The 25,265-nt window shown below is 62.7% G+C and carries 17 protein-coding genes; 9 read left to right on the top strand and 8 right to left on the bottom strand.

The window, feature by feature from the left end; translation table 11 throughout:
• Positions 1-17 precede the first annotated feature (17 nt).
• The gene (locus JDV75_RS03565; protein ID WP_248094834.1) at positions 18-995 is read right to left on the bottom strand and encodes a bile acid:sodium symporter family protein; all 978 of its coding nucleotides are present in this window, start codon (positions 993-995) and stop codon (positions 18-20) included.
• A 382-nt stretch (positions 996-1,377) separates the two neighbouring features.
• Here JDV75_RS03565 and JDV75_RS03560 point away from each other — a divergent pair, with 382 nt between their 5' ends.
• The 4 genes from JDV75_RS03560 (at position 1,378) to JDV75_RS03545 (ending at position 7,590) form a co-directional block, all read left to right on the top strand.
• A complete protein-coding gene (locus JDV75_RS03560) occupies positions 1,378-4,320 on the top strand; it encodes an FAD-binding and (Fe-S)-binding domain-containing protein (RefSeq protein ID WP_198737885.1) in 2,943 nt (980 codons plus the stop codon).
• Between the two features lie 309 nt (positions 4,321-4,629).
• On the top strand, positions 4,630-5,991 hold the full coding sequence (locus tag JDV75_RS03555; RefSeq protein WP_198737884.1) for an MFS transporter: 1,362 nt from the start codon (positions 4,630-4,632) through the stop codon (positions 5,989-5,991).
• Positions 5,992-6,230: 239 nt separating this feature from the next.
• Complete coding sequence (locus tag JDV75_RS03550; RefSeq protein ID WP_336244305.1) at positions 6,231-6,878, top strand: DedA family protein; 648 nt, start codon at positions 6,231-6,233, stop codon at positions 6,876-6,878.
• A gap of 28 nt (positions 6,879-6,906) precedes the next feature.
• The gene (locus JDV75_RS03545) at positions 6,907-7,590 is read left to right on the top strand and encodes a histidine phosphatase family protein (RefSeq protein WP_198737882.1); all 684 of its coding nucleotides are present in this window, start codon (positions 6,907-6,909) and stop codon (positions 7,588-7,590) included.
• Here the strand turns inward: JDV75_RS03545 and JDV75_RS03540 are convergent.
• Positions 7,579-8,919 carry a class I SAM-dependent methyltransferase gene (locus JDV75_RS03540; protein ID WP_198737881.1) on the bottom strand — a complete coding sequence of 447 codons (1,341 nt, stop codon included), beginning with the start codon at positions 8,917-8,919 and terminating at the stop codon, positions 7,579-7,581. The genes JDV75_RS03545 and JDV75_RS03540 overlap by 12 nt on opposite strands.
• Before the next feature lie 231 nt (positions 8,920-9,150).
• Here JDV75_RS03540 and JDV75_RS03535 point away from each other — a divergent pair, with 231 nt between their 5' ends.
• Complete coding sequence (locus JDV75_RS03535) at positions 9,151-10,563, top strand: NAD(P)/FAD-dependent oxidoreductase (RefSeq protein ID WP_198737880.1); 1,413 nt, start codon at positions 9,151-9,153, stop codon at positions 10,561-10,563.
• 122 nt (positions 10,564-10,685) lie between these two features.
• Here the strand turns inward: JDV75_RS03535 and JDV75_RS03530 are convergent, their stop codons facing one another.
• On the bottom strand, positions 10,686-11,279 hold the full coding sequence (locus JDV75_RS03530; RefSeq protein ID WP_198737879.1) for a class I SAM-dependent DNA methyltransferase: 594 nt from the start codon (positions 11,277-11,279) through the stop codon (positions 10,686-10,688).
• A gap of 167 nt (positions 11,280-11,446) precedes the next feature.
• Here JDV75_RS03530 and JDV75_RS12290 point away from each other — a divergent pair, with 167 nt between their 5' ends.
• Positions 11,447-12,160, top strand: coding sequence for a thiamine phosphate synthase (locus JDV75_RS12290; protein ID WP_418884374.1), 714 nt, complete (start codon positions 11,447-11,449; stop codon positions 12,158-12,160).
• Between the two features lie 18 nt (positions 12,161-12,178).
• The gene (locus JDV75_RS03525) at positions 12,179-13,750 is read left to right on the top strand and encodes a bifunctional hydroxymethylpyrimidine kinase/phosphomethylpyrimidine kinase (protein WP_418884373.1); all 1,572 of its coding nucleotides are present in this window, start codon (positions 12,179-12,181) and stop codon (positions 13,748-13,750) included.
• A 1,043-nt stretch (positions 13,751-14,793) separates the two neighbouring features.
• On the opposite strand, the gene JDV75_RS03520 is transcribed toward JDV75_RS03525, so the two are convergent.
• The 5 genes from JDV75_RS03520 to JDV75_RS03500 form a co-directional block, all read right to left on the bottom strand.
• Entirely contained in the window at positions 14,794-15,249 is a 456-nt protein-coding gene (locus tag JDV75_RS03520; RefSeq protein ID WP_198737878.1) for a hypothetical protein, read from the bottom strand.
• Positions 15,249-16,760 carry an Hsp70 family protein gene (locus JDV75_RS03515; RefSeq protein ID WP_198737877.1) on the bottom strand — a complete coding sequence of 504 codons (1,512 nt, stop codon included), beginning with the start codon at positions 16,758-16,760 and terminating at the stop codon, positions 15,249-15,251. The genes JDV75_RS03520 and JDV75_RS03515 overlap by 1 nt, the downstream gene beginning before the upstream one ends.
• Before the next feature lie 9 nt (positions 16,761-16,769).
• Positions 16,770-17,891, bottom strand: coding sequence for a J domain-containing protein (locus tag JDV75_RS03510; protein WP_198737876.1), 1,122 nt, complete (start codon positions 17,889-17,891; stop codon positions 16,770-16,772).
• Between the two features lie 3,416 nt (positions 17,892-21,307).
• The gene (locus JDV75_RS03505; protein WP_198737875.1) at positions 21,308-21,760 is read right to left on the bottom strand and encodes a PaaI family thioesterase; all 453 of its coding nucleotides are present in this window, start codon (positions 21,758-21,760) and stop codon (positions 21,308-21,310) included.
• Positions 21,761-21,795: 35 nt separating this feature from the next.
• The gene (locus JDV75_RS03500; RefSeq protein ID WP_198737874.1) at positions 21,796-22,263 is read right to left on the bottom strand and encodes a hotdog family protein; all 468 of its coding nucleotides are present in this window, start codon (positions 22,261-22,263) and stop codon (positions 21,796-21,798) included.
• A 145-nt stretch (positions 22,264-22,408) separates the two neighbouring features.
• Here JDV75_RS03500 and gndA point away from each other — a divergent pair, with 145 nt between their 5' ends.
• Both gndA and JDV75_RS03490 read left to right on the top strand, forming a co-directional pair.
• Positions 22,409-23,860 (top strand): NADP-dependent phosphogluconate dehydrogenase, encoded by a 1,452-nt coding sequence (gene gndA, locus JDV75_RS03495; RefSeq protein ID WP_198737873.1) that lies wholly within the window; start codon positions 22,409-22,411, stop codon positions 23,858-23,860.
• Complete coding sequence (locus JDV75_RS03490) at positions 23,861-25,264, top strand: DEAD/DEAH box helicase (RefSeq protein WP_198737872.1); 1,404 nt, start codon at positions 23,861-23,863, stop codon at positions 25,262-25,264.
• Position 25,265: the final 1 nt, after the last annotated feature.

Below are 25,265 nucleotides of genomic sequence, written 5' to 3'. Positions count from 1 at the left end.
GGGTCCCGCGGGGTCGGTCAGTCCCTGATGGGCATGCGGCGCACGATGGCGGCGTAGAGCGCCCCGGAGACGTTGGCCCAGATGGCGGCGATGGCGCCCGGGATCGCGGCCTCGGGGCTGAAGAACTGGGTGGCCAGCGCGGAGGCGAGCCCGGAGTTCTGAGTCGACACCTCGATGGCGGTCGTCCGGCAGGCCGCGGTCTTCTGGCCCAGCAGCTTCGGGGCGTAGTAGCCGACGAGGTAGCCGAGGAGATTCTGGATGATCACCCCGAGCAGGACAACTAGCCCGACCACAGCGAGCTTGTCTGCCGACAGCGCGACGACGACCATGAGGACCATTCCGATGGTGCCGATGGACAACCACGGGAGAACCGGGAGAATCATGTTGACGAAGCGGTCGAAGAACACCCTGAGGATGAGACCGAGACCGACCGGGATGAGCACCGTCTTGACCAGGGACCAGGTCATACCGCCTGCATCGACGTCAGCCTGGGCGTCGGCCAGGTAGAGCATCAGCATCGGTGTGACGATCGGAGAGAGCAGCGTGGAGACGCTGGTCATCGCCACGGACAACGCGACGTCTCCCTTGGCGAGGTAGGCGATGACGTTCGACGCCGTGCCGCCGGGAACGGACCCGAGCATGAGCAGGCCGACCGCCACCTCCGGTCCGAAGTTGAGTGCCTTGGCGACAACGACGGCGGACAGCGGCATGACGATGTACTGGGCGACGACGCCGAGGAAGATCGGCCAGGGTCGTTTCACCACTGTCCCGATGTCGGGCAGGGTCAGTGTGAGTCCCATGCAGAACATGATCACCATGAGTCCCGGCGAGATCCAGGACTTCAGCGGGATGAACGTGTCCGGCATAAGGTAGGCGATGAATGCGCCGATGATGACGACCGCCGGGAACGCGAGAACGGCGAGCGTCGCCGAGCGTTCCTCCATGTCGGCCGTCTCGGGCGGGTGCGGCGCACTGTGACTGTCGAGCAGGGACACGGGGCATTTCCTTCCACTGGTTTTCTTCGCTGTGCCCGGCCTCGACGGCGCGGGCGGCTGCGGGCTCGGCGGTTGTCGGGTCGGCCGCAGTTCCGGGGCCAGGGTGGTGCCGCATCCGGTGAATGCCGACGCCCGGCGCGGGGGTGTTGCACCGGCTCGTCAACTCCGGCTAACCGTAGTGCAACCATCACCGTCAGCTAAACGGGACAGCCCCCACAGCACCCCTTTTAAATCACCCCCGGAAACACCGATCCGTCTCGGGACGATTTCCGTAGTTGGAGATATCTCCACGCAAAGAGCAAGGTCAGCCTAATTTATATAGAGTCGAAAGAACTCCAGAGTGTGACGCCCGATGTCGTTTCATGCGCGTTAGACTGCATTCATGAAGAAGCTGCTGACTCCGGATCCCAGTCGTATCGGACGCCCCGAGGGCGCCTCCCCACAGCCGGACGCCGTCCCCGCCGAACGCGTGAACGGTGCCCCTGCTCCCCTACTCAAGGCACTGCGGACGCTCCTCGGCGAGGAGAACGTCTCCGGCCGAGTCAGCGATCTCATCCGCTACGCCTCGGACGCCAGCCCGTACCGCACCGTCCCGCAGATCGTGGTTCGGCCACGCAACGCCCACGACCTCGCGAGACTCATGCGTTTCGCGGCCCGGAACGACCGGAAGATCACGTTCCGGGCCGCCGGAACCTCCCTCAACGGGCAGGCCATGAGCGAGGACATTCTCGTCGACGTCAAGACCCACTTCACCGGTATGGAGGTACGCGACGGCGGTAAGCGCATCTGGTCGCGACCGGGTGTCGTCCTCGGGGACGCTCAGGCGGTCCTCGCACGGCACGGCCACATGATCGGCCCCGATCCGGGTTCGACGTCCGTGTGCACCATCGGAGGGGTCCTCGCGGACAACGCCGGGGGAATGCGCTGCTCCCTCGAACGGGACAGCTACCACACGTTGGAGGAGGCCACCTTCGTCCTCCCCTCGGGCACCATCGTGGACACCACGGACCCCGGCGCGGAGGAGAAACTGGCGGCCGCCGAACCCGAACTCGTCGCCGGTCTACTCGCGCTGCGTGACGAGATCCGCCGGGACGAGGAGCTGGTCGGGTTCCTGCGCAGGAAGTTCTCCATCCGGAACACCAACGGACTGCGCCTCGACGCCTTCCTCGATGAGGACACCCCCGTCCGCATCCTCATGCGCCTGATGGTGGGGTCCGAGGGGATCTTCGGCGCGATCACCGAATCCGTGATCCGCACCATCGAGCTGCCGCGGTACAAGGCGGTCGCCTGGGTGATGCTCCCCGACCTGCGGCAGGCCGCCTCCTATGTCGCGCCACTGATGGACACCGGTGCGCAGGCCTGTGAGCTGCTCGTCGCTCCGGTGTTGAAGCGCTCCGTCGACAACTTCCGCGAGGCGCCCGCCGAGTGGGCGGACATCGACGACAACACCGCGGCACTCCTCCTGGAGGTCGGCGGGACCTCCGAGGAGGAGCTCGACCGGGCGATCGCCGCGGCCCAGGACGTCCTCGCCGATGCGGCGCTACTCTCCCCGTTGTCCTTCGACCGCACACCGGAGGGCCAGCGCGGTGCGTGGAAGATCCGGAACGGCCTCTTCGGGCTGATCGGCGGGGATCGCCCGCAGGGCACTGCCCTGATCACCGAGGACGTCTGCTTCCCGCCCGCCGAGGTCGGACAGGGGGCCGCGGATCTTCTGGACCTGCTCTCCAGCTACGGATACCCGGAGATGGTCATGGGCCACGCCGCGTTCGGCAACCTGCACTTCTTCCTGCTCCCCCGCCTGGACGACGACGGGGAGCGCGCGCACTACGCGAATTTCCTCGATGATCTCGCCCGACTCGTCATCGACGAGTACCAGGGGTCGCTGAAGGCCGAGCACGGCACCGGCGTCAACATGGCCCCGTTCCTTCTGCGCGAGTGGGGTGAGTGCGCCTGGGAGCTGATGTGGCGGGTGAAGGAACTCATCGATCCCCGCGGCATTCTCGCCCCGAACGTCAAGCTCACCCGGAGCCAGGACATCCACCTCCAGCGATTCAAGTCCTTCCCCAGGGTCGAGGACGAGATCAACGCCTGTGTGGAATGCGGCTTCTGCGAACCGATCTGCCCCTCACGGCACGTCACGGTCACCCCTCGGCAGCGCATCGTCCTGCGACGGGAGATGGCCCGCCAGCCCGAGGGCAGCGAGCTGCTGGCCAAACTCCAGCAGGAGTACGAGTACGATGCCGTCGAGATGTGCGCCGCCGACGGGACGTGTGCCGTGGCGTGTCCGATCAGCATCGACACCGGCAAGGTCATGAAGATGTTCCGCGCCGCCGAACACGACGGCACCGCCGAGCACATCGCCCTCGGGACGGCACGCAACTTCCGGCACTTCGAGCGTGCGGCCCGGGGCGGGGTGAAGGCCGCGGAGCTTCTCGACGGTGTCGCGGGAACCGGCGCGCTGCGCGGTGTCGCGAACGCGGGCCGCGCGGTGATTTCCTCCGACATCCTGCCAACCATTCCGGGAAAGCTGCCGCACGCCGCCTCCCGGACGATGCCGGCCACGCAGCGGGAGGGTGCCAGCGCTGTCTACTTCCCCGCCTGCATCAACCGGATCTTCGGCCGCCCCCACGGCGCGCCGTCGGACCAGCTGGAACTCCCGCGCGCCATCGTGGAACTCGGCCGCAGGTCGGGTCGACCGGTGTGGATCCCCGGCGACGTGGAGGGCAACTGCTGCGGCACGCCATGGTCGTCGAAGGGCTACACCAGGGGGTTCGAGGACCGTGCCCGGGCCATAGCCACCGATCTGTGGCGATGGACCGACGGCGGTGCGCTGCCGGTGGTCGTCGACGCAGCGAGCTGCACGCACGGGCTCCTGGAGCAGGTTCCCGGGGCCCTCGACGGTGAGCTCGCGGAGAACTTCTCCCGGATCCGGATCCTGGATGTCGTCGACTGGTTGCGGGATGAGGTCGTGGACGGACTCACATTCACCGATTCGATGGGGAGGGTCGCGGTTCACCCCACCTGCTCGACCACCCACATGGGGCTCAACGACGATCTCGTCGCCCTCGTCCGGAGGGCCGCCGATGAGGTTGTCGTACCGGACAAGGCGACCTGCTGCGGTACCGCCGGTGACCGTGGCCTGCTGCACCCCGAACTGGTCGAGTCCGCGACCCGGGAGGAACGCGCGGGGCTCACCGGACACTTCGATGCGTTCGTCTCCGACAACCGTACCTGCGAGATGGGGCTCGAGATGATCGCGGGAAAGCCCTATCAGAGCGTGGCTTGCCTCCTGGAAAAGGCGTCCCGTCCCGTGATGACCCCCTGACACCGGGATCTCCGTGAGGAACAGGTGCCCCGAACACCTCGGACCGGTCGCGGGTGGTCCGGCCCCCGGTCGTCATCACGGGCTCCACGGAGAAGACCGGTGGACACCCCCTCGGGAATGGAGACGCACCACCGGCTGTTTCCCATGGAGTGGAATTCGGGTTCTGTACGGTAAAAAGAAAGGTGTATGATACTACCTGCTTTGGTGCGGTGACATATCACCACACCGGTCCCCACCGCATCACTATCCCCTCAGGTCAGGGACACCAACTACCGATACGCCTCTCCGCACGAAGGAAGATCCACTCCCATGACCGGAACCACCACCCCGGCATCCACCACCCGACCGCGCTTCGACCGACGTACGCGACGCCGGATCGTCATCGCCTCACTGGTGGGGACAACCGTCGAATTCTACGATTTCTACGCCTACGCGAGCGCAGCCGTCGCGGTCTTCCCCTATCTGTTCTTTCCCGCGAACGAAGACCACACCGTGGCTCTCCTCGCCTCTTTCGCGACCTTCGGGCTCGCATTCCTCGGCCGTCCACTCGGTTCGGTCGTGTTCGGACACTTCGGTGACAGAATCGGCAGAAAAGCCACTCTCGTGGCGTCATTGCTCACCATGGGCATCGCGACCTTCCTCATCGGTGTGCTACCTACCTACGCGATGGCCGGGGTCCTCGCGCCCGCACTGCTGGCGCTCATGCGCTTCTGCCAGGGGCTCGGTCTGGGCGGCGAGTGGTCCGGCGCGGCACTGCTCGCCACGGAGACAGCCGAAAAAGGCAAGCGCGCCTGGGCCGCGATGTGGCCGCAGCTCGGCGCACCGTTCGGATTCCTCGCCGCCAACGGACTCTTCCTGATCCTCGTGAGCACCCTCGGGCACACCAACGGCGAGACCACCGGCGCCTTCATGACATGGGGCTGGCGTATCCCGTTCCTGCTTTCGGCGGTCATGGTCGTCATCGGTCTCTACGTCCGCTTCAGGCTGGAGGAAACCCCGGTCTTCACCAGTGCGGTCCAGAGCGGCAAGAAGGTGAACGCCCCGGTCGCCGAGGTGTTCCGCACATCCTTCCGTCCGTTGGTGCTCGGAACATTCATCATGGTCAGCTGCTACACGTTGTTCTATCTCGTCACCACCTGGGTCCTCTCCTACGGGATCGGCTCACGGGAGAAAGGACTCGGATTGGGCATCAGCTACACCGATTTCCTGAAGATCCAGCTGATCTCCATCTTCGCGTTCATCCTCGGTATCCTCCTCTCCGGACGGCTCGCTGATTCCCGGGGTCGCCGCCGGACGCTCAGCACCGTGTCACTGCTGATGATCGGATTCGGCCTGGCATTTCCGTTGTTCCTCAGCCCCGACACAGCCACCACCGGAAGCACTCTCGCGTTCCTGACCATCGGCATGTTCATCATGGGTCTGATCTTCGGTCCCATGTCCGCGGTACTACCGGAGCTCTTCCCCACCAACGTCCGGTACACCGGCTCCGGAATCGCCTACAACCTGGCCTCGATCCTCGGCGCGGCGATCGCACCCTTCGTCGCCACCGCACTCGTCGCCGCCTTCGGTGTGGCATCCGTGGGTGTCTATCTGGCCGTGGTGTCGGTAATATCCCTCATCGCGATCCGCTGCATGCACGAGACCCGCTACGTGGACATGACGGAGATCTAGTTCGCGGCTCCGGCACACATCGCGGGAACCCGGGAAGTGTGGACCCCGGCCACGACGTTTCGGTCATACCGGACCACCGGGCGGTAACCGTCGCCCCGGGGTCAGCGGACTCCACAGGTAACCGCCCGATGCCCTGTGTCGTATCATCGGGAAGAAAGCCACCCGAGAGGTGGATCGATTCCGTAGCGACCCGCGAACGGAACACTCACACAGAGAGCAGGTGGCCGCCGTTGTTTGACGTGGACACACTGGTCAACTCCTTCGGTCTGCTCGGGATACTCGTCGTCATCTTCATGGAGACGGGGCTGCTCATCGGTTTCATCTTCCCCGGGGACACGCTGTTGTTCACGGCGGGCATCATGGCCCACGCCGAAAGCCCCTTCGCCCCCCTCTGGGCCCTGCTCATCGGTATCCCGGTCGCCGCGATCCTCGGTGATCAACTCGGGTTCCTCATCGGTCGCCGATACGGACCCCGGGCACTGGACTCGCGGGCGATGCAGTGGATCGGCCCCGAAGCCGTCGAACGCACGAACCACTTCTTCGACCGCTTCGGCCCCGCGACGGTGACGCTGGCCAGATTCGTGGCGGTCGTCCGCACCGTGACCCCGGTGGTCGCCGGGTTCTCATCGATGCCGCACCGGACATTCACCTTCTATTCGGTCATCGGCAGTGTGCTGTGGGGCGCAGGAATAACCTCCGCGGGGTATCTTCTCGGGGAGGTTCCGGTCGTACAAGAATACATGCACTGGGTCATCGTCATCGGTGTCTCCCTCGTCCTGTTTCCGATGCTCATCAAGGTCACCACGCTGATCCGGCGCTCGCGGCGGGCCGCCGAGGCGGAATCCCGTGACACCGAGGCACTAAGCACCCGTACAGCGGGACGATGACCCACACACGACACCCGAGGAGGAGACGATGACCGGACGCCTGATCCTGGTCCGACACGGCGAGACGACCGCGAACATCCGGCACTCACTGGATACCCGTCCACCGGGAGCGCCGCTGACGGAGCGCGGCCGGAACCAGGCCATCGAGGTCGGCCGGCGGCTCGCCGAACTGGTCGGGGCAGCTGACGGTCACCCCGGACGACTCACGGGAGTGCACACCTCCGAAGCCGTTCGTGCCCGGACGACCGGCGCTCTGCTCGTCGAATCCCTCGAGAAGCACGCCGGGCTCGCCGCCGGTACCGTACCGGTGACCACCCGCCCGGGGCTGCACGAGTTCTCCGCCGGTGACCTGGAGGACCTCACAGACATCACCTCGATCGAGACCTTCCGTGCCGCGCACCTGGCGGCACTCGCCGGCGACCCCTCCGGGATGACCCCGGGAGGCGAGAACATCACGACGTTCCTCGGCCGCTACCGGCCCGTGATCGAAGGCGTCGTGCTCCGGGAGATGGCCCTACGCGCGGACGGCGATGCGATCGTGGTGGCCCATGCTTCGGCGATGCGACTGTTCGCACGCCACGCCACCGGAATCGCCGTCGAAGATGCCCATCCGCTCCCGAACACGGGGCTGATCGTCATGGAACCCGGGGACGCCCCGTTCGGTCGGTGGCGGCTCGTCTCCTGGGACCACCGTCCGGAATCAGTGGCGTAGCGGTCGCCGGGAGGTCGCGGTCACCTGGACGGCGTCCAGCCACCCCAACCGGAACATCGCCTCCATCAGTGCGAGCTGGTAGTCCCACAGTCGCCGGAACACGATGTCGAAGCCGTCCGCGGCGGCGCTGCGCTCGTTCGCGGCGAAGATCTCCCGCTGCAACCGCAGGGTGGTCTCGTAGTGGGACGCAAAGTGCGCCTCCGCGACAATCCGCAGCTCCGTCGAACTGTCCACCGCCCGGTGCAGATCCTCGGTGCTGATGTGTTCGAGTGCGGGCCAGATGTAGGCGCGGGAGACCGTCAGTGCATCCCGCCCCACCCGACGCATGTCATCGGTGGCCACGACGCTCTGTAGCGCCGCGTATCCTCCGGGGGCGAGCATCTGTTCCACGGCTCGGAGATAGTCCGCGCGGCCTGCGGCGCCCAGCACCTCCAGCTTCTCCACGCTCACTAGAGCGTCGTACGTTCCGGCCCAGTCAAGACGCGTCGGGAGCGGGTTCTCCGTCACCGCCACATGCACGCGACCACCGTCAGAGCCACGGTCGAGTAGTTCCCTGACCGATCCCGCCAGTTCCGGGTCGGCCGTCAGGCAATCGACGGTGGCACCCCGTCGGGCCGCGGCGAGTGCGACCGTCCCACCGCCACAGGGAAACTCGACGAGATCCGTCCCCGTACGGACCCGTGCGGCATCGAGCAGGGCTTCGGCGGCACGTCGCTGTGCCGGGCCGAGATCCACGCGCTCCACCGCGACCGGCGGCGCGAGGGTCGTGATGTCGACGAAGTGGCTGGAGGGTTCGCTGCCGCGGCCCGCGCCGCGGACGAAACTCGGCACCGACGTCCGGACCGTGGTCGGTACCCCGGATGCGAACCGCGCGCCGAACGCCGACATCCCGTCGCCGGAGTACAGGCGGACGAGATCCCCAGGCAGCTCCCCTCCGGCGTATCCGCCGGCGGCCGCCGTCCCCGGTGAACCCGGTCGGAATCTCCCTCGCGGAGCGAAGCCGCACTCCAGCAGGCCTGCGAGACTCGTCACCAGGTCCCGGCTCCGCCATTCACCGGCCATGTATCCCTCCGCCAGCCCCAACCAACCGCTGTCGGCCAACCGGAGGAACAGCTCCTCATTCTCGACGGTCAGGTCGGCACCCCCCGGCACCTCCGGATCCAGACCTATGCCCGCGGTGGCGCATGCCGCCGCGAAACGCGATTCCGCCGCGGCCGCCCGGTGGCGCAGGATCCGGTTGTCCGGAACGATCGCGACACCGGGCCACCTGGAGGCGTCGATGTGGGCGAGATGAGCGGGGGTGTACCCCCCGGATGCGGGGCCGGGCATGGGTCTGACTACTTCCGTTTCCGTTGCGTTGGGCGGTTGGGTGCTCGACGCCGGGTGGAGCGCCGAATCAGCGTGGGCCGATAGTATCCCGCCTCTGCCTGCGGTCCCCGCAGACATCGCCCTGTGAGCCGGGGTGATGTGATTTATCCGACAACGTACTACGATGAAGCACCGTACTGCCGCAGCCCGCTCCTGCGGCCCCCAGATCCTCATCCAGGAGACAACACCTATATGACTGACAAGCCTTTCCGTCCCGAGGGCGGCCGTCACCACGTCGTCGTCATCGGCTCGGGCTTCGGTGGCCTGTTCGCCGTCCAGAAACTCGCGGACGCCGACGTCGACGTCACCCTGATCGACCGCACCAACCACCACCTCTTCCAGCCGCTGCTCTACCAGGTGGCGACCGGTATCCTCTCCTCCGGTGAGATCGCACCCTCAACCCGCCAGATCCTCAAGGACCAGGACAACGTGCACGTCGTCAAGGGCGAGGTAACGGACATCGACGTCGACGGGAAGCTGGTCACCGCACGACTGGGCGACTTCGAACGCGCGTACGCCTATGATTCCCTGATCGTCGCCGCCGGATCGAGCCAGTCCTACTTCGGCAACGACCATTTCGCCGAGTACGCCCCCGGCATGAAGTCCATCGACGACGCCCTCGAGCTCCGCGCCCGGATCATCGGCGCCTTCGAGCGCGCGGAGATCTGCACCGATCCCGCCGAGCGCGAGCGCCTGCTCACCTTCGTCATCGTCGGCGCCGGACCGACGGGCGTCGAGCTCGCCGGACAGTTGGCGGAGATGGCGCACCGCACGCTCAGCGGCGAGTACTCGAACATCACCACGGAAAGCGCGAAGATCGTGCTCCTCGACGGTGCACCCCAGGTGCTTCCTCCCTTCGGTAAGCGTCTCGGCCGGAATGCGCAGCGCCAGCTGGAGAAGCTCGGTGTCACCGTGAAGCTGAACGCCATGGTCACGGATGTCGATGAGAATGCGGTCACCTACAAGTCGATGGTCGACGATTCCGTCGAGACGATCCCCGCCTTCTGCAAGATCTGGTCCGCCGGAGTGCAGGCCTCTCCGCTGGGTAAGCTCATCGCGGACCAGTGCGGTGTCGAGGCCGACCGTGCCGGTCGGGTCCCCGTGAATCCCGACTGCACCGTCGGTGAGCACAGCGACGTATTCATCGTGGGCGACATGATGTCACTCAACAAGCTCCCCGGCGTCGCTCAGGTCGCGATTCAGGCGGGCGAGTACTCGGCTGAACAGATCATCCGCACCGCCGAGGGCACCCCGGCGTCCGAGCGGGAACCCTTCGAGTACCACGACAAGGGCTCCATGGCGACGGTCTCCCGCTTCTCCGCCGTGGTGAAGATCGGCAAGGTGGAGTTGACCGGGTTCTTCGCGTGGATCCTGTGGCTCGCCGTGCACCTGATGTTCCTCGTGGGCTTCCGGAACCGCTTCGTCGCCGCCGTGGCCTGGGGCCTGAACGTACTGTCGCGCAACCGCTGGCAGCTGGCCACGACCCGTCAGCAGATGCATGCCCGTACCGCCCTCGCGAAGCTGCGCGACCTGGCGGGCGAAGGCGATGACCTGATCGAGGTCAAGGACACCGTCCGCTTCAACGGCAAGGGCGAGAAGGCCTGATCCAGGCCATCCGCAGATCCTGCAAAAGCGGAGCTGCGACGGCCCGGGGCCGGCGGCATCGGTGTGTTCACCGGTGCCGCCGGCCCCTCGCGTATCTCCGCGGCCGAGCCCATAACCGGCCCCTAGCTGTCCCGGTGCACCAGGACCGTGACCATGAAGTCGGAATCCGCGGTGAACGGATCGATCTCCCATGTCCCCCACCGGTGCTGGGTCTCCAGGCCGGCCTCAGCTGCATCCGCGATGAACTCGTCGAAACCGTAGCCGCGACCGGAACCGAACCCGATCGCCATCCGGCCGTCGGGGGCAAGTACCCCGGCCAGTGTCCGGAGGGCCGTGATGCGGCCGTCCGCGGGCAGAAAGGTCATGACGTTTCCGGCGGAGACGATCAGGTCGTACTCCCCGTCGGGAACTTCACCGGCGGTGAGATCCCCGACCTCCCACCGGCTGCCGGGAAAGTCCCGCTCGGCGTATCCGATGAGCACGGGGTCCAGGTCCACACCCGTCACCTCGTGCCCGCGCGCGGCGAGCACACCCCCCACCCTGCCGGTACCGCACCCCGCGTCCAGGATCCGCGCACCGCGTTTCCGCGCGAGGGCGTCCATCAGACGGGCTTCACCGTCGAGATCGCGGCCCTGTGCGGCGAATGTACGCCACCTGGCCGCGTACTGCTCGGAGTGGTCGGGATTGGCTGCGAGAACTTCTTTCCATGTGGGCATGGAATCCACGCTACCGACCCGGAGCCGCGGCAACCGAACTTCCGTGGAAATGGGATGAAAAGGGTGCCCTAACCCACAACTGCGGCGCCGTGTTATCCTCTGCGAAACAGTCCCCACCCGGGAGAGCGGTCAGTGCCCGGGCCGCCCCCTGATCACGAGGAGTTGCAGTGGCCGGTCGCGCCGACACCCCCTGGGACCTCTGTCTCACCGCCGACATCTCGGCTCCGCTCTCCGCCGATCAAACCGCCGGAATGGTCATCGAATCCGTTCGGGGTGGGGTCGGTGCGATCCGGGTGCGGGACGGGAGGGCCAGCGACGCGGTCTTCGCTGAACGGGCGCTACGGATCCGGGGGGCCGTGTCCCGGGCGATCTCCGAACCCGGTCCTTACACTCCTTTCCACGTCCCGGTGTTCGTTCACGATCGTTTCCGCGTCGCACTCCGACACAGCTTCCATCTGCATCTCGATGAGGCGGAAATCGACTATCCGGAGGCCCGGCGCCGGATGCCCGGTGAACTCATGATCGGCGTATCCGTCGATGATCCGGACGATGTCCGGGAGCTCGTCACAGAATGCCGGCAGCTCGGAGTCCGGGGGCCAGACGTGATCTGGATCGGTCCGGTGTGGTCTACCGGCGAACGTCGTCGACAGACACCGCCCCTGGGACCGGAGGCCGTCGACGCCGTCGCCCGGGCCGCCGCGGCAGCGGGTGTAACGAGCTTCGCCCAGGGCGGCATCACCTTCGACAACGTGGATAAGCTTGGCGGCACCGCCGTCGACGGAGTCTGCGTCTCGACAACGCTGATGACCGACCACGACCCATTCACATCCGCGCGCACGCTACTGACCCGCTTCCGTCCCGCAGAAGTCCGCCACACCTGATCAACGAGGAGAAACGACGTGTCCCCAGCAGTACCCAGAGTTCTGTCGATCGCAGGCACCGATCCCAGCGGTGGCGCCGGCATCCAGGCGGACCTGAAGTCCATAGCCGCCGCCGGCGGCTACGGCATGGCGGTCACGACGGCACTCGTCGCGCAGAACACCCGCGGAGTACGGGAGGTACACACTCCACCGTCGGAGTTCCTCACGGCCCAGTTGGACGCCGTATTCGATGACGTGGATGTCGACGCGGTGAAGATCGGAATGCTCGGCGACGCCGCGACAGTCGATCTGGTGCGCCACTATCTCCTAGACCACCGGCCGAAGTGGATCGTTCTCGATCCGGTGATGGTCGCCACCTCCGGGAACAGGCTCCTTGATGAGGCTGCGGAAGGCGCTCTCCGCGAGTTCGTCCGGGACGTCGACGTGGTGACCCCGAATATCCCGGAACTCGCCGTTCTCTGCGGGATGCCCGCAGCAACGGACTTCGATGGCGCGATCGCGCAGGCACGGACGCTCGCCGCGGAGACGGGTACCTCGGTCGTGGTCAAGGCCGGACACCTGACCTCCGGTGATGCGGGTAACGCCCTCGTGACACCCGACGGACACATGCACACGGTCTCCGCGCCGCGGCACGACACCTCCTGCACCCACGGGACCGGATGCTCGCTATCGTCCGCACTGGCGACGCGACTGGCTGCCACCGGGGTACCGGAGCAATCACTGGGCTGGGTGACCGCCTGGCTCAACGAGGCCATCGAACACGGGCACCGCCTTGAGGTCGGTGGCGGCCACGGTCCGGTGGACCACGGTCACCGGGTACGCCGGCTCGCCAGAGCAGCGGACACCACCCCCTGGCGTCATCTGACCGCACCGCGGGCGTCCGGCGAAACCCCGGATAACCTGGTGATCGCGGCCGAACGGTCCGCTCCCACCCCCGGGGTCTCCCCTGCAGGGCCCTGGACGGCCGCTCTGTGGGAGGCGACCGGCGACATCTGGGCGGAGATCATGGATCTCCCCCTGATCAACGGACTACGGTCCGGAACCCTCGGCGAGGAGGCCTTCACGTTCTATCTGGACCAGGACGCCCACTACCTCGAGGAGTACGCCCGGGCCCTGGCCGCGCTGGCCGTCCGGGCGCCCGCCACCGGGGACCGTATCGCCTGGGCACAGAACGCGGCCGGGTGCATCCTGGGTGAAGCCGAACTCCACCGGGCCTGGCTCGCGGACCGCGAACGGATCGGCGGCCCCTCCCCTGTAACGAACGCCTACACCGACTTTCTCCGCGCAAACACACTCGGCGAGGACTACGTGGTGGGAGCAGCGGCGATACTCCCCTGTTTCTGGCTGTACGTCGAGATCGGCCTCGCGCTGGCGGAACACAACCACGCGGAGCATCCGTACCACGCCTGGTTGACCGAGTACGCGGCCGAGGAATTCGTCGCGGAGACACGCGCTGCCGTGGAACGGGTGGAGCGTGCGCTCGCCGCAGCCTCGCCGGACCAGCGCGCCCGGGCAGCCCGCGCGTACCTCAGTGCCTGCGTCCACGAGCGGGAATTTTTCGACCAGAGTGCAAGGTATCACGCCGGCTAACACGCTCGATAGCCAGAGTTAACTAAAGAGGGAATTCTAAATCCCCAAATCTACTCAGAAAACAAAACACCCATCATGATAACGGGGTCCGGCTCACTTTGTAGATCCGGATGCCCAAGTATTGTCAACATCAAGGTCGAAAACACCGGACGAAGCTCCCTCCTCCATTCGAAAAAAATCAATGACGAGCCGGAATGAACGCGCCCAATCCTAAAAAGAGCGGCCATGAACTCGAACGTCGGGCGGAATCGAAGTAGCTATCGCCACAAAACTGCAGGAATCACAATCGAACGGTGCGCGCAACAGGGAAGGTGGAACATTTGAAAATCCAATAGAATAATTAAATACTTTCCTCCAGCTTTATTCCAGTTTCGCACGCTGTCGAAAATCAGGAAACTGGACACAGCCTGCAGTCGCATAGTAGCTACCGACGTACAATTAAAAAGCGCGATCCTCCGGGCTATCCCGATGCACACATCGCTATCTGCAGTGGTTTTTCGTTAGCCATCAGGAACACCGCAACGGGCAGCTGAACCAGAATCCGACTACGCGAAAAACCAGAACCATAAAACGACGTCCACCAACACGTTATAGGAAAAGTCGCCTTTCGGAACTATATCCACCCATTACCCGAGCGATAACTGCCCGTAAACTTGTATTGAAATATCATCGAAATCAAAAAGAAAAGCCCCGTAGTTAAACTACTAAAGAATAGGTCGATAAAAAGAAGAAAGATCCAGACTTCTACATATCGCCTTAATAAAGAGAAGCCTAGTTCCTGAACTCCATCTGGTGAGCGGCTATAAACCATGGATCGATTCCATCCGAGCCACCAGCAGTTTCCGAATTTGCCCATACGAGGAATACTAAAGAGACTACCTAATACACCGGTCCTACGGAAAGTGAATGAAACCCACCGATCGGCCGCGAATTTCGAGAGTAGCCGTCACGCAACGGCCAAAAGATACCACTTCGAACCACTCAGAAAACAGACCGAAAAACGATGGGAACGGAGACCAACCACAAAAAGGGGATACTGTGCGCTATAATTCGCAAGACGCAGGGAGAACCACGCGGGCGGGAAGGAGGATTCTGCCGTGATACCTGAGGCCTATCCCGACAACCTCAAAATCGCCGATATGCTCAGATCGTCCTACGACTTCGTGAGCCAGAGGATCAAACTCCTCAGATCCATCGATAACTGAGTAACCGCTCGCTTCTACGACTTCTTTAAGCTCATCAACGACCGAAGCAGCGAACGGATCGTCCCCCTGCGTCAGACATCGATCAGCGATCAGACATATTTGCTTCATGATCGGAAGCATACGTTCGCCGAGAACCTCAGACTCCAACTCCTGAATCTTCCTTTGCTGGGCCTCGAAGGCAGCACGCAAATTACGGTCCTCGATTAACCTTCTCCGGAAGAGATCGGCAAGTTGATCGAGCTTCAGATTGAGTTCTTCGTGATAGTCACCGAAACCGCGACCGGGCCCATCCATCAGAACACCGTAGTCTTTGTCACGGAACTGCGCATGAGTTTAACATCCGATACGTTCATGACTCCCTGACGATCAATCTCAAACTCCCCGAGACTCTTGTCATCGACCAGATCAATGACCTCGATATGCAGGATTCCGTCAATATCGCACGAGAAAATGACCTTAACCGGGGAGCTTCTGGGATGAGGAGGAATCTTCAGAGTACTATCACCGATAACCTTGACGTACCGCAGGTCAGCCTCATCACCCTCGGTGACACTAACCTCGATAGATGTCTGGTTATCGACTGAGGTATAGTATTCTCTACCTACTTGACTCGGTATCGTCGTATTGGCCGGTATTATGACGGAATTCTCCTGAATACCCCTGGAGTTCACAACGACAACACCGAGACCGTGCGACACGACGTCATTGATAACGATTTCGTTCGAGGTTTTCAGGGGGACCAGTTCCGTCGAAGACGACGAACGAACATTAGCAACGATAGCCGCACCGCGCGCGACGGCTTCATCCGGATGAACTGTACTGTCAGCGACCTGGCCGGTTAGACGCTCCATCATCTTGGCTACCATGGGCATCCGCGTCGAGCCACCTACCAACAGGACTCTATCAATTCCCGACAACGAGACGCCGGCTTCATCAATAACTTCTTCAACGAGCATCTCCGTTCGTGACAAGAGTCCGGCGGTTAGGCTCTCAAACTTCTCTCTCGTTAGGAGGAACTTCTCGTTGTGTCCACCCGCACTGATAAAAATGGGCGCCGACTCCGATGAGCTGAGCCTGTGCTTTGCCTGTTCGGCCCTCTCACGGAGCATCGCCTCATCCTGGTCGCTATCGAGACTAACCCCAGTCCATTCAGCGAAACTCTCCCGAATCCAGTTGATTATTGCATTGTCAAAATCAAATCCCCCCAGATTTCTATCGCCGGCCGTGTGAACGATATTAAAGTCACCGGATTTAGATTCAAGTAACGTTACATCAAACGTTCCTCCGCCAAGATCGTAGACCAGAAGAGTTCCGTTAAAGTTGCGTTCGACAGCGTAACTTATGGCAGCGGCGGTAGGTTCGTTTATAATTGAATCAACTTGAAGGCCAGCAATTTCACCTGCTTGCCGCGTAGCCATTCTCTGCGCGTCGTTGAAGTAAGCTGGGACCGTGATAACGACATTTGAAATCGGTTCCCCCAGCGCCAACTGCGCATCTTCAACAAGTTTCTTGAGGATCAGTGCGGATATGCTCTCGGGCGTGTACCGTTCACCACTTGGAGCATAGTAGGCCCAAGAAGGGTCACCAATATACCGTTTGACAAACTCTACCACGTCTTCGGGATTGATTATCCGCTGGCTTTTCGCCTGTTGACCTACCAACACACCATCACTGTCGAAGAAGACAGCAGACGGCGTAATAGCCTGCCCCTCAGCATTTCGTAGAACTTCCGGCAGTCCGGTTTCTCCAATTACTGAAACAGCACTATATGTTGTACCGAGATCTATACCTACAGTTCGACCCATTTGCCGATCCTATCTTTTAGCTACGTTGCGATTGATCTTCCACCCGGGCTTGAAGAATACGTAGAACTCTATAACGAGCAATGCGATTGCAATAAGAATGAAAAGTGGATCGCCGGCACCGAACGCCCCAATTAGAAGAGCCGGCGGAATAGCGGGTATGAAGCATACTGCGATCAATCCCAGGCAACCCATATCTGCCCCAAGGTCTCCAAGTGCGAACACCGCATTCTTGTCGAACCGGCGCTTCAGAAGTGTATCCAGGTGCGCTTCCATCCTCTCGGTAGACTTCAAGAGGTCAGGGTCGAGATTTGGAAGTGCCTTGATTCGGTCAACATACCCACGCATTGCCTCGATTTCTTCTTTCGAGGTGATCAAGTAGGATTCCCCATCCTGCACCTCGGGAATAGCCTCTGCGGCGGTATGCATTGCCACTGCGTAGTAGAACGTCGCCATCTCGTCGCCGGGGTTGTTCTCATAGGTCCTCTTCAGAAGATCGACCGCCCGCTCCATCTCCCCTAGCTCAAGGTAGACATTTCCGATCGCCACCTCGTACATAACCGAGGAGTCAATCGTCGACGCAGCTTGATACGCTTTAATTGCCCGTCCGTATTGGCCCATCTCCTCCGCAATCATACCGGAGTTAAAATGGTATTCAGCATTGTTGGGCTCAATATCAATTGCCTGCTGCGATTCGTACCAGGCATCCTCGTACCTATCGATTCCGGCATTCGCGCGCGACCTCAGGTACCAGCTCTCAGCCGAGTTTCCGTACTGTTGAGTCGCCTCGCGGGCAGCATAAGAAGCAGAGTAGTAATCACCAATTGATAGATAGTGCCGCGCCTTCTCGAGTAAGTCTCCGGCACCGCTGTCTTGGCGCGTAGTTTCTTTCTCCACGCCTTCTTTCTTCAGTCTTGCGTCATAAGCGGTCCGTTGGTTCGAATCGGTCAGCGTAGCCCGCGCCTCCTCGATTCTCTTCACACGGAGTTCGGCCTCTTGACGCACTCCCAGATCCGGCGCCTCGGTACGCTTGCGCCATTGCCGCATCTGCTTTTTAACCGCTTCTAGGATTTCTTCTTCGGTCGCTGTCTGTGGAATGTTCAGAACATCATAGTAGTCGACTTTAACAGCCATGGTTTGCAGCTCCTGGTAAGGGTTTTGAAAGAATCTCTCAGATTTGGATTTCGTTTTCGATCAACGGCCGGACGTCTCATCACGCCCGGGCCATGCCTGCTAGCATTCGATGAAGATCCTCACAGAATTCCGAGCAATCGCTTTTGTTACGCTAGCGAATCCATCCACTCTAAAGCAAGAGCATCGACAAAGATCGCATGATTAAGTGAGCCGACGTAGTTTCAGATCGCTAATGGGTGGTTTCTTGTACATTATCGACTCCGCTTTGTAAACCATTTGTTTTGATGGTCATCCGGAGATCGGCTCGGTGATTCTTCTCACTTACGGCTTCATATCACCTCATCCGCTGCATGTTCATAGAGTGCTAGTTTTTCTGTAGCGACATTGCGGCCAGAAGCTTCTTTTTAGGTCGTCTTATAGGAGCTGCGCTGGCCGCCGCTGTCCCCGTTTTCCGACACCGGTTATGAGTGGCCGCACCGGTACTGCTCAAGCTGGAGATGCCACGCCACACAACTATCGGGCACCCCTGCGCAGCAGGCCAGTTAACTGACATCGGATCGCGTCTCGTCGGCATTGGCGTCATCCGCTGATCAGGTGAAGGATCGACGTACATCCACCGATTTATGCGTGGAATAACGGTCGGGGTCTGTTCTTGGTGTCGGGGTGTTCGGCCGCTATGGCTATTCGCCGTAAGTGTTACTTTCCCACTGCGTCGAGTATCCGGACGAAGACTCTCATCGTCCGGGTTTGAGGGTGTACGGCCACATTCGGTAACGGCGAAGCTGTTCGACCGACAGGTGCGGCGCCTCTGGTCCACCGATGTGCCAGATTTGAGTGGGCAGGAAGAAGTCGCCCAAGGATCGCGCTACCAGGTTCGCCCTACGCGGTGAAAACGGGTTGGCATGGAGGGTGCGGGACGCCGATGGAGGGGCCGGTGATTTCCCTATTCAAGTGCCGGAAACAGATTTCCCCCCCATCCCCGGTTTTACAAAGTTACGCCCATCCCTGCCTACCAAAGTTCAATTCTCTCGAGCGGAACTAATTCCTGATGTCCGCGCTCAAGTTCAGGGAACGTCCGACTGCAACGACGGGTGGTGCGTCGTTTCCTCGATAGCCGAAAATACAGGTCTCCTGGAAAGCTTACCTACCATATGTTAGCTGTCGATGTCGCTGCGTCTAGTTCGAGTGCCCTCAACTTGGATATCGTATTTCGAGGTGTCGGCTTGAAGACGCGATGAGTTCGACTGGCCCCCGTTTCTCCGTCGATCGAAATATTTCTCGCTGCGCAGAGAGATGTTACTGCTAGCCTCCTGGAGACCACCTAGCCATCGTTCCTCATCGTTTCATCATTCCCCTCGGTCGATCGGGTCGTCTCGCAAACCTGGCTGCAAGGCCCTCGAACAGGGCTTATTTCCGAAGTCACCCAATTGATCAAGTCCTTGTCACTGTAGGTACCGACGGTAGCTGCATTCGCTATAGTGATCGCGCGGCCGCGCCTGGTCGACGGCGCGTGTACCGCGGTGACACCCCAGTCGACGAGACTGAACGAGTACGGACGCTCCGGGCCGATCTTGGGTAGGTCCAGACATTCCTTGGCTCCGGTACCGGGGAAACAGATCCCCTGATGGGATTCGCCATCGGGTCGCCGGAATTCATCTCGGCGGACTTTAGCGTGCACGAATCGGAAGACCGAGGCGGTTTCATTCTTCCATGATCCTGTATATCCTGATGAGTCGTTCCCGGGCGTTGCCGGTAGTGTTACGGCCCGCGGCTCGAATGCGAGGGAGAATCGCACCGGCAAAAGTGGCAGTAGGGCTACTTCGTGTCCGCGCTCTACCGAACGTGAAAGGACAATTCCGATGACTGCGGTGGAGACGGCCTCGAGGACAACGCGGGGCAGCCCAAGTAGTGAACCGATTCTTCCCGGCTGAAGCCACCGAGTCCGGCACTAAGTGAATCTGGTAGCCCCCCGTCGGCGCTGTAGACCACACCGATACCGACGGCAAAAACTAGGGACGCAACAGCCCAGATATTCAGCATGGATCCCAAAACAGCAGATACCCTTTCCTCTAACACGGTGGTACCGATGATCAGGAGGAATCATCGAAAAGGCGGGCCAGTCACCGCCCCGACTGCTGCACCCTGGCTCTTCCCGGTGTCAACAGCCAGCCACCATCACTCCGAGTGCTATCGGGTTTTCCTTTTCAGGCCGGTACGGTTGGCCCAGCCGCGAATACCCCGGACTGGTTGCGGTTGGGGTGCGGACTATCACGACCACCACTCGCGCCTCGTCGGGCCACTTGGCATGGTCCAGACCCTCGATAGCTTCTCTTGAGACCTGAACCGGAGTGAGAGCTTCGCTCGTCTCACGCCTCGTGCGCGGTGCTGCCAGGAGCGTGAACAATGCAAGAGTGTAACTCATGCCATTCAGCAGGAACACCGATCGGCTCCCATGGAGAAATCCCGGTAGCGCCGCGAATCGGGCCGACGCGAAATGACTTCTACTCGAAGAACCCCGGACTGCATTTTGCTCGCCCCGGTTCAGTATCCGGCACCCGCGTCGGAAGAACTGCTTGGCCCGCCGCGTGAAAAGCGCGGCAACAATTCCCATCACCAGCGCGAGAGCACACAGCTGCGACACTGAGGTGGAGCCCGCCAGCGAAGCAGAGTCAACAACGAACAGAGACGTGACCCGCACGAGGTGTGCGACGGTCACCACGTCTCGAAACGAGAAACGATCGATGACCGCTGAAGAAGCAGGAGAACGTGCGGATCCCTTGGAGCACAAGGGCCGTCGCCAATGCGACGATAGAACCGATGCTCTCAGTGACGAGCCAAGACAGAACAGTCCCCAAAAAAGCAATGTGCCCGATCATCGACAGTCCATCACCTGTGACGACAATCGCGGGACACGGATACTAGCTGAGCGCGCTGATTTCCCCGAGCACAAAACTGGAAATCGGTACCGGCCACTTCGTCACATTCGGTTCTACACAGTGCGGGGTTCAGACCCGCTCTGTGTCCGTTTACTTCGAGGTCACCGCAACTCTCGTCGTTGAGATCGGGGCTAACGAAGTCAACCAGGTTCTTCCCGGAAGCAGTACGGGGCCGAGCAACGCCATAGCTTCATACAACTCGAGGCCCGCCTTGACCGAAGTATTCCTCAATGAGATTGGGGGAACATACCCGATCTTCCCGCTGAGCCGGCGGGTCGAAGGTCCCTCCCCGATCACGAACGTCTACATCGTGCTCCCACACGCGAACACACTGTATGAAGCAGTATCATCACACACGACATGCGCCCCCACTCACGGGATCCCGACCGGGATGGCCGTCAGAGGAGGAAAGCCCTGCCCACGGTGTCGGGCAGGGCTTCGTTGCGGGCGCAGGGTGCCGGGTGATCCACCGGTCCCGGATCAGCTCCGGAGCGACATGGTGCGCAGCCGGCTCCGAGCAGCAACCTGACCGTTGTTCTTCATCGTGATGTCAATCAGCTGCGTCGTACCACCGACGTGGACGGGAACGGCTTCCACCTCGATCACACCCGAGGTCACGGATCTGATGAAGTCGGTGTTGTTGTTGACACCGACCGCCACTGCCTTCGCGGCGATGATCGCCATGATCGAGCCCGATGATTCGGCGAGAAGCGCGAGTACACCGCCGTTGACGAGCCCGAACGGCTGGAGATGCTCGGGACCGACCTTGAGCCGGGCCCGGACGCCCTTCGGGCCGATCCGTGTGTAGCGGATCCCCATGTGTGGATCGACCCCGGGATTGCAACGGTTGACCTCGGCGATCTCCTCGGTGGTGAGATCACGTTCGGTGGCGTGCATGAGCAGTTCGGTCAATGTCGGGTCTGCTTGATTCATGCCGCCCAGCATAGTTCCCGGCAGGTTCCGGGGGATCAGTGGGCGGTCGGGGTCGCGCGCACGGAGCGCTGCGTGCTCCGGAGAATGAGTTCCCCGCGGTTGGTCACGCAGACGTCGACGAGAGCCACCGAATCTCCGTCATTGACGAAGGTTCCGGTCACCTCGATCACCCCGGCCGCGATATTCCGGCAGAACTCGCCCGTAACGTGTGCCACGTTGATCGGCTTGCCGCGTGATGCGACGGTCGCCGTGACACTTCCGACGGATTCTGCGACGGCGAGGCAGACGGCGCGCGAGACGTTGCTACCTCCGCAGTCCAGGTGATCCGAGGTGATGTGCATTTCCGCACGGACACCATCGGGCGTGATCTCCAGGTAGCGGAGGCCGAGCAGACGGTCAATACCGTCGTTCAGGTCACCGAAGCGGGCGAGCTCCCGCATGTGCAGCGGTCGGTCGGCGGCGAGCTCGAGCAGTTGGTTCAGGGTGAGGTTACTGGCATCCATAGCCACCAACCATAAACCCGCACGGGCCATCCCCGTGAACCGAGGCGGACGACGTGGAGCGTGAGATGCCGCAATTCGCGATCAACCCCGGGTAATCGGCCTCGGGTGTCCGGTCGGACACGGTGAGCGGGTACGATGTGGAGACATGACTGACCAGAAGCACCTCGCCCAGATCGGCGTTGTCGGACTCGCTGTGATGGGATCGAACATCGCCCGGAACTTCGCCCGCCACGGACACACGGTCGCGGTGTACAACCGCAGCCCCGAACGCACCGATGCCCTGATCGCCGATCACGGTGATGAGGGCACGTTCCTCCCTGCCAAAACCATCGAGGAGTTCGTCTCCTCGCTTCAGCGTCCCCGCCGCGCCCTCATCATGGTCCAGGCCGGAAAAGCCACCGATGCGGTCATCGGCCAGCTCGCCGACGCCATGAAGGAAGGCGACATCATCATCGACGGCGGCAACAGCCTGTACACCGACACGATCCGCCGCGAAGCCGAGATGCGCGCCCGCGGCCTGCACTTCGTCGGCGCAGGCATCTCCGGCGGCGAGGAAGGCGCCCTGAACGGTCCCGCGATCATGCCGGGCGGGCCCGCGGAATCCTACGAATCCCTCGGGCCGCTGCTCGAGTCCATCGCCGCCGAGGTCGACGGCGTCCCCTGCTGCACCCACATCGGCCCCGACGGCGCCGGCCACTTCGTCAAGATGGTGCACAACGGCATCGAGTACGCCGACATGCAGGTCATCGGCGAGGCCTACCATCTGCTCCGCTACGCGGCGGGCATGGAGCCGAAGGAGATCGCCGGGGTGTTCCGCGAATGGAACACCGGTGACCTCAACTCGTACCTGGTGGAGATCACCGCCGAGGTCCTCGACCAGGTCGACGCCGAGACCGGCCGACCGCTCATCGATGTCATCGTCGACGCCGCGGGCCAGAAGGGCACCGGCCGGTGGACGGTGAAGGCCGCACTCGATCTCGGGATCCCCGTCACCGCGATCGGCGAGGCCGTCTTCGCCCGCGCCCTGTCGGGCGCCCGCGCGCAGCGCTCCGCGACGACCGGTGTGCTGCCGTCCGGCACGATCGCCGGCCCGGTCTCCGCCGACGAACGCGAGCGCTTCGTCGAAGACGTCCGTCGCGCGCTCTACGCCTCGAAACTCGTGGCCTACGCGCAGGGGTTCGACGAGATCCGGGCAGGTTCGGAGGAACACGGCTGGAACGTCGATCCCCGGGATCTCGCGACGATCTGGCGTGGGGGCTGCATCATCCGCGCCACCTTCCTCAACCGCATCCGGGACGCGTACGACGCGGACCCGGATATCCAGTCCCTGCTCCTCGATTCCTACTTCACCGGCGAAATGGTCGACCTCGTCGATTCCTGGCGCCGGGTCGTCATCAACGCAACGCGCCAGGGCCTGCCGGTCCCGGTGTTCGCGTCATCACTGTCCTACTATGACAGTCTCCGTGCAGAGCGGCTTCCCGCCGCTCTCATTCAGGGGCAACGAGACTACTTCGGTGCCCACACCTATGAAAGAACTGACCGTCCCGGCCACTTCCACACGGAATGGTCCGGCGACAGGTCTGAGGTCCAAGCCTAAATGACATCCTTCTCCGATCTCGGTCTGCCCACTCCCGTCGTTCACGAACTGAAGCGACAGGGCATCACCGAACCCTTCCCCATCCAGGCCGAAGCTATCCCGGACGCTCTCCGCGGCCGCGACGTACTCGGCCGCGGGCCGACCGGCTCCGGAAAGACCTTCACCTTCGGTCTGCCGATGCTGACCAGGCTCGCCAACTCCGGCGCCTCCAAGCCCGGACGCCCCCGTGGCCTGGTCCTGGTTCCCACCCGGGAACTCGCGGCCCAGGTCAAGGAGCGGCTCGACGCTCCCGCGCAGGCTCTCGGCCTCCGTGTGCTCGAGGTCGTCGGTGGCGTGAACATCAAGCGCAACATCAGCGCACTCGCCCGACCCGTCGATCTCCTGGTCGCGACCCCGGGTCGCGCCCAGGATTTGATCAACCAGAAGATCCTGTCTTTCGACGACGTCGAGATCACCGCCCTCGACGAGGCCGACCAGATGGCCGACATGGGTTTCCTCCCGCAGGTCCGCAAACTGATGGATCTCACCCCCACGAATGGCCAGAGACTACTCTTCTCCGCGACCTTGGACGGTGACGTGACCAGACTGGTCAACCGTTACCTCCACGACGCGGTGACCCACTCCACCGCCCCCGTCGGCGCCTCCGTGGACACAATGTCCCATCACCGTCTCCTCGTCGGCGACCGGGACAACCGCAGCGAGGTCGCCGCGGAGATCGCCGCACGCGCCGGTCGCACGATCATGTTCATGCGGACCAAGCACGGCGTGGACCGGCAGGTGAAGAAGTTCCGTCGGGTCGGGATCAACGCCGTGGGTCTCCACGGCGACAAGGGGCAGAACACCCGCGCCAACGCTCTCGCCGGTTTCTCCGACGGTTCGATCCCGGTTCTCGTGGCCACGGACATCGCCGCCCGCGGCATCGACATCAACGATGTCTCGCTCGTCGTCCACATCGATCCTCCGGCCGAGCACAAGGCGTACCTCCACCGTGCCGGGCGTACCGCGCGCGCGGGTGAGAAGGGTACCGTGGTCACCCTCGTCACCGATGAGCAGGTCGCCGAGGTCCGTACCCTGTTCAAGAAGGCGGGCGTCACCGCCGATGAGATCAGGGTGACACCCACCTCACCGGAGCTTGCGACGATCACCGGGGCCCGACCCCCGTCGGGACAGCCACTGACCAATCCCGGGGCGAAGCAGCAGCAGTCCGGTGGCGGGAACCGCGGCGGCGCCCGGGGAGTCCCCCCGAAGCGTCGTCGTTCCGCCAGACCCTCCGGAGACCCCGCGGCTAGAGGAAACGGCCAGGGGCGCGGTAAGGTCTCCCCCAGCGCTGAACGCTCCGCGCCCCGGAAACCCCGGCCGGAGTCCGGTTCAGACGGCACCCCGCGTCGCCGCCGACGCCGCTGAC

The organism is Corynebacterium meridianum (assembly GCF_016342265.1).
In the GTDB taxonomy this organism is placed as follows: domain Bacteria; phylum Actinomycetota; class Actinomycetes; order Mycobacteriales; family Mycobacteriaceae; genus Corynebacterium; species Corynebacterium meridianum.
The sequence above is the reverse complement of the archived record's forward strand: the minus strand, read 5'-3'. Positions and strand labels throughout refer to the sequence as shown.

Coding starts and splice junctions, on each gene's coding strand:
- JDV75_RS03540 (WP_198737881.1), bottom strand. CDS start 8,919: ATGCCCGGCCCCGCATCCGGGGGGTACACCCCCGCTCATCTCGCCCAC.
- JDV75_RS03500 (WP_198737874.1), bottom strand. CDS start 22,263: ATGGATGCCAGTAACCTCACCCTGAACCAACTGCTCGAGCTCGCCGCC.
- gndA (WP_198737873.1), top strand. CDS start 22,409: ATGACTGACCAGAAGCACCTCGCCCAGATCGGCGTTGTCGGACTCGCT.
- JDV75_RS03530 (WP_198737879.1), bottom strand. CDS start 11,279: ATGCCCACATGGAAAGAAGTTCTCGCAGCCAATCCCGACCACTCCGAG.
- JDV75_RS03560 (WP_198737885.1), top strand. CDS start 1,378: ATGAAGAAGCTGCTGACTCCGGATCCCAGTCGTATCGGACGCCCCGAG.
- JDV75_RS03520 (WP_198737878.1), bottom strand. CDS start 15,249: ATGGATGGGCCCGGTCGCGGTTTCGGTGACTATCACGAAGAACTCAAT.
- JDV75_RS03555 (WP_198737884.1), top strand. CDS start 4,630: ATGACCGGAACCACCACCCCGGCATCCACCACCCGACCGCGCTTCGAC.
- JDV75_RS03545 (WP_198737882.1), top strand. CDS start 6,907: ATGACCGGACGCCTGATCCTGGTCCGACACGGCGAGACGACCGCGAAC.
- JDV75_RS03490 (WP_198737872.1), top strand. CDS start 23,861: ATGACATCCTTCTCCGATCTCGGTCTGCCCACTCCCGTCGTTCACGAA.
- JDV75_RS03505 (WP_198737875.1), bottom strand. CDS start 21,760: ATGAATCAAGCAGACCCGACATTGACCGAACTGCTCATGCACGCCACC.
- JDV75_RS03510 (WP_198737876.1), bottom strand. CDS start 17,891: ATGGCTGTTAAAGTCGACTACTATGATGTTCTGAACATTCCACAGACA.
- JDV75_RS03535 (WP_198737880.1), top strand. CDS start 9,151: ATGACTGACAAGCCTTTCCGTCCCGAGGGCGGCCGTCACCACGTCGTC.
- JDV75_RS03515 (WP_198737877.1), bottom strand. CDS start 16,760: ATGGGTCGAACTGTAGGTATAGATCTCGGTACAACATATAGTGCTGTT.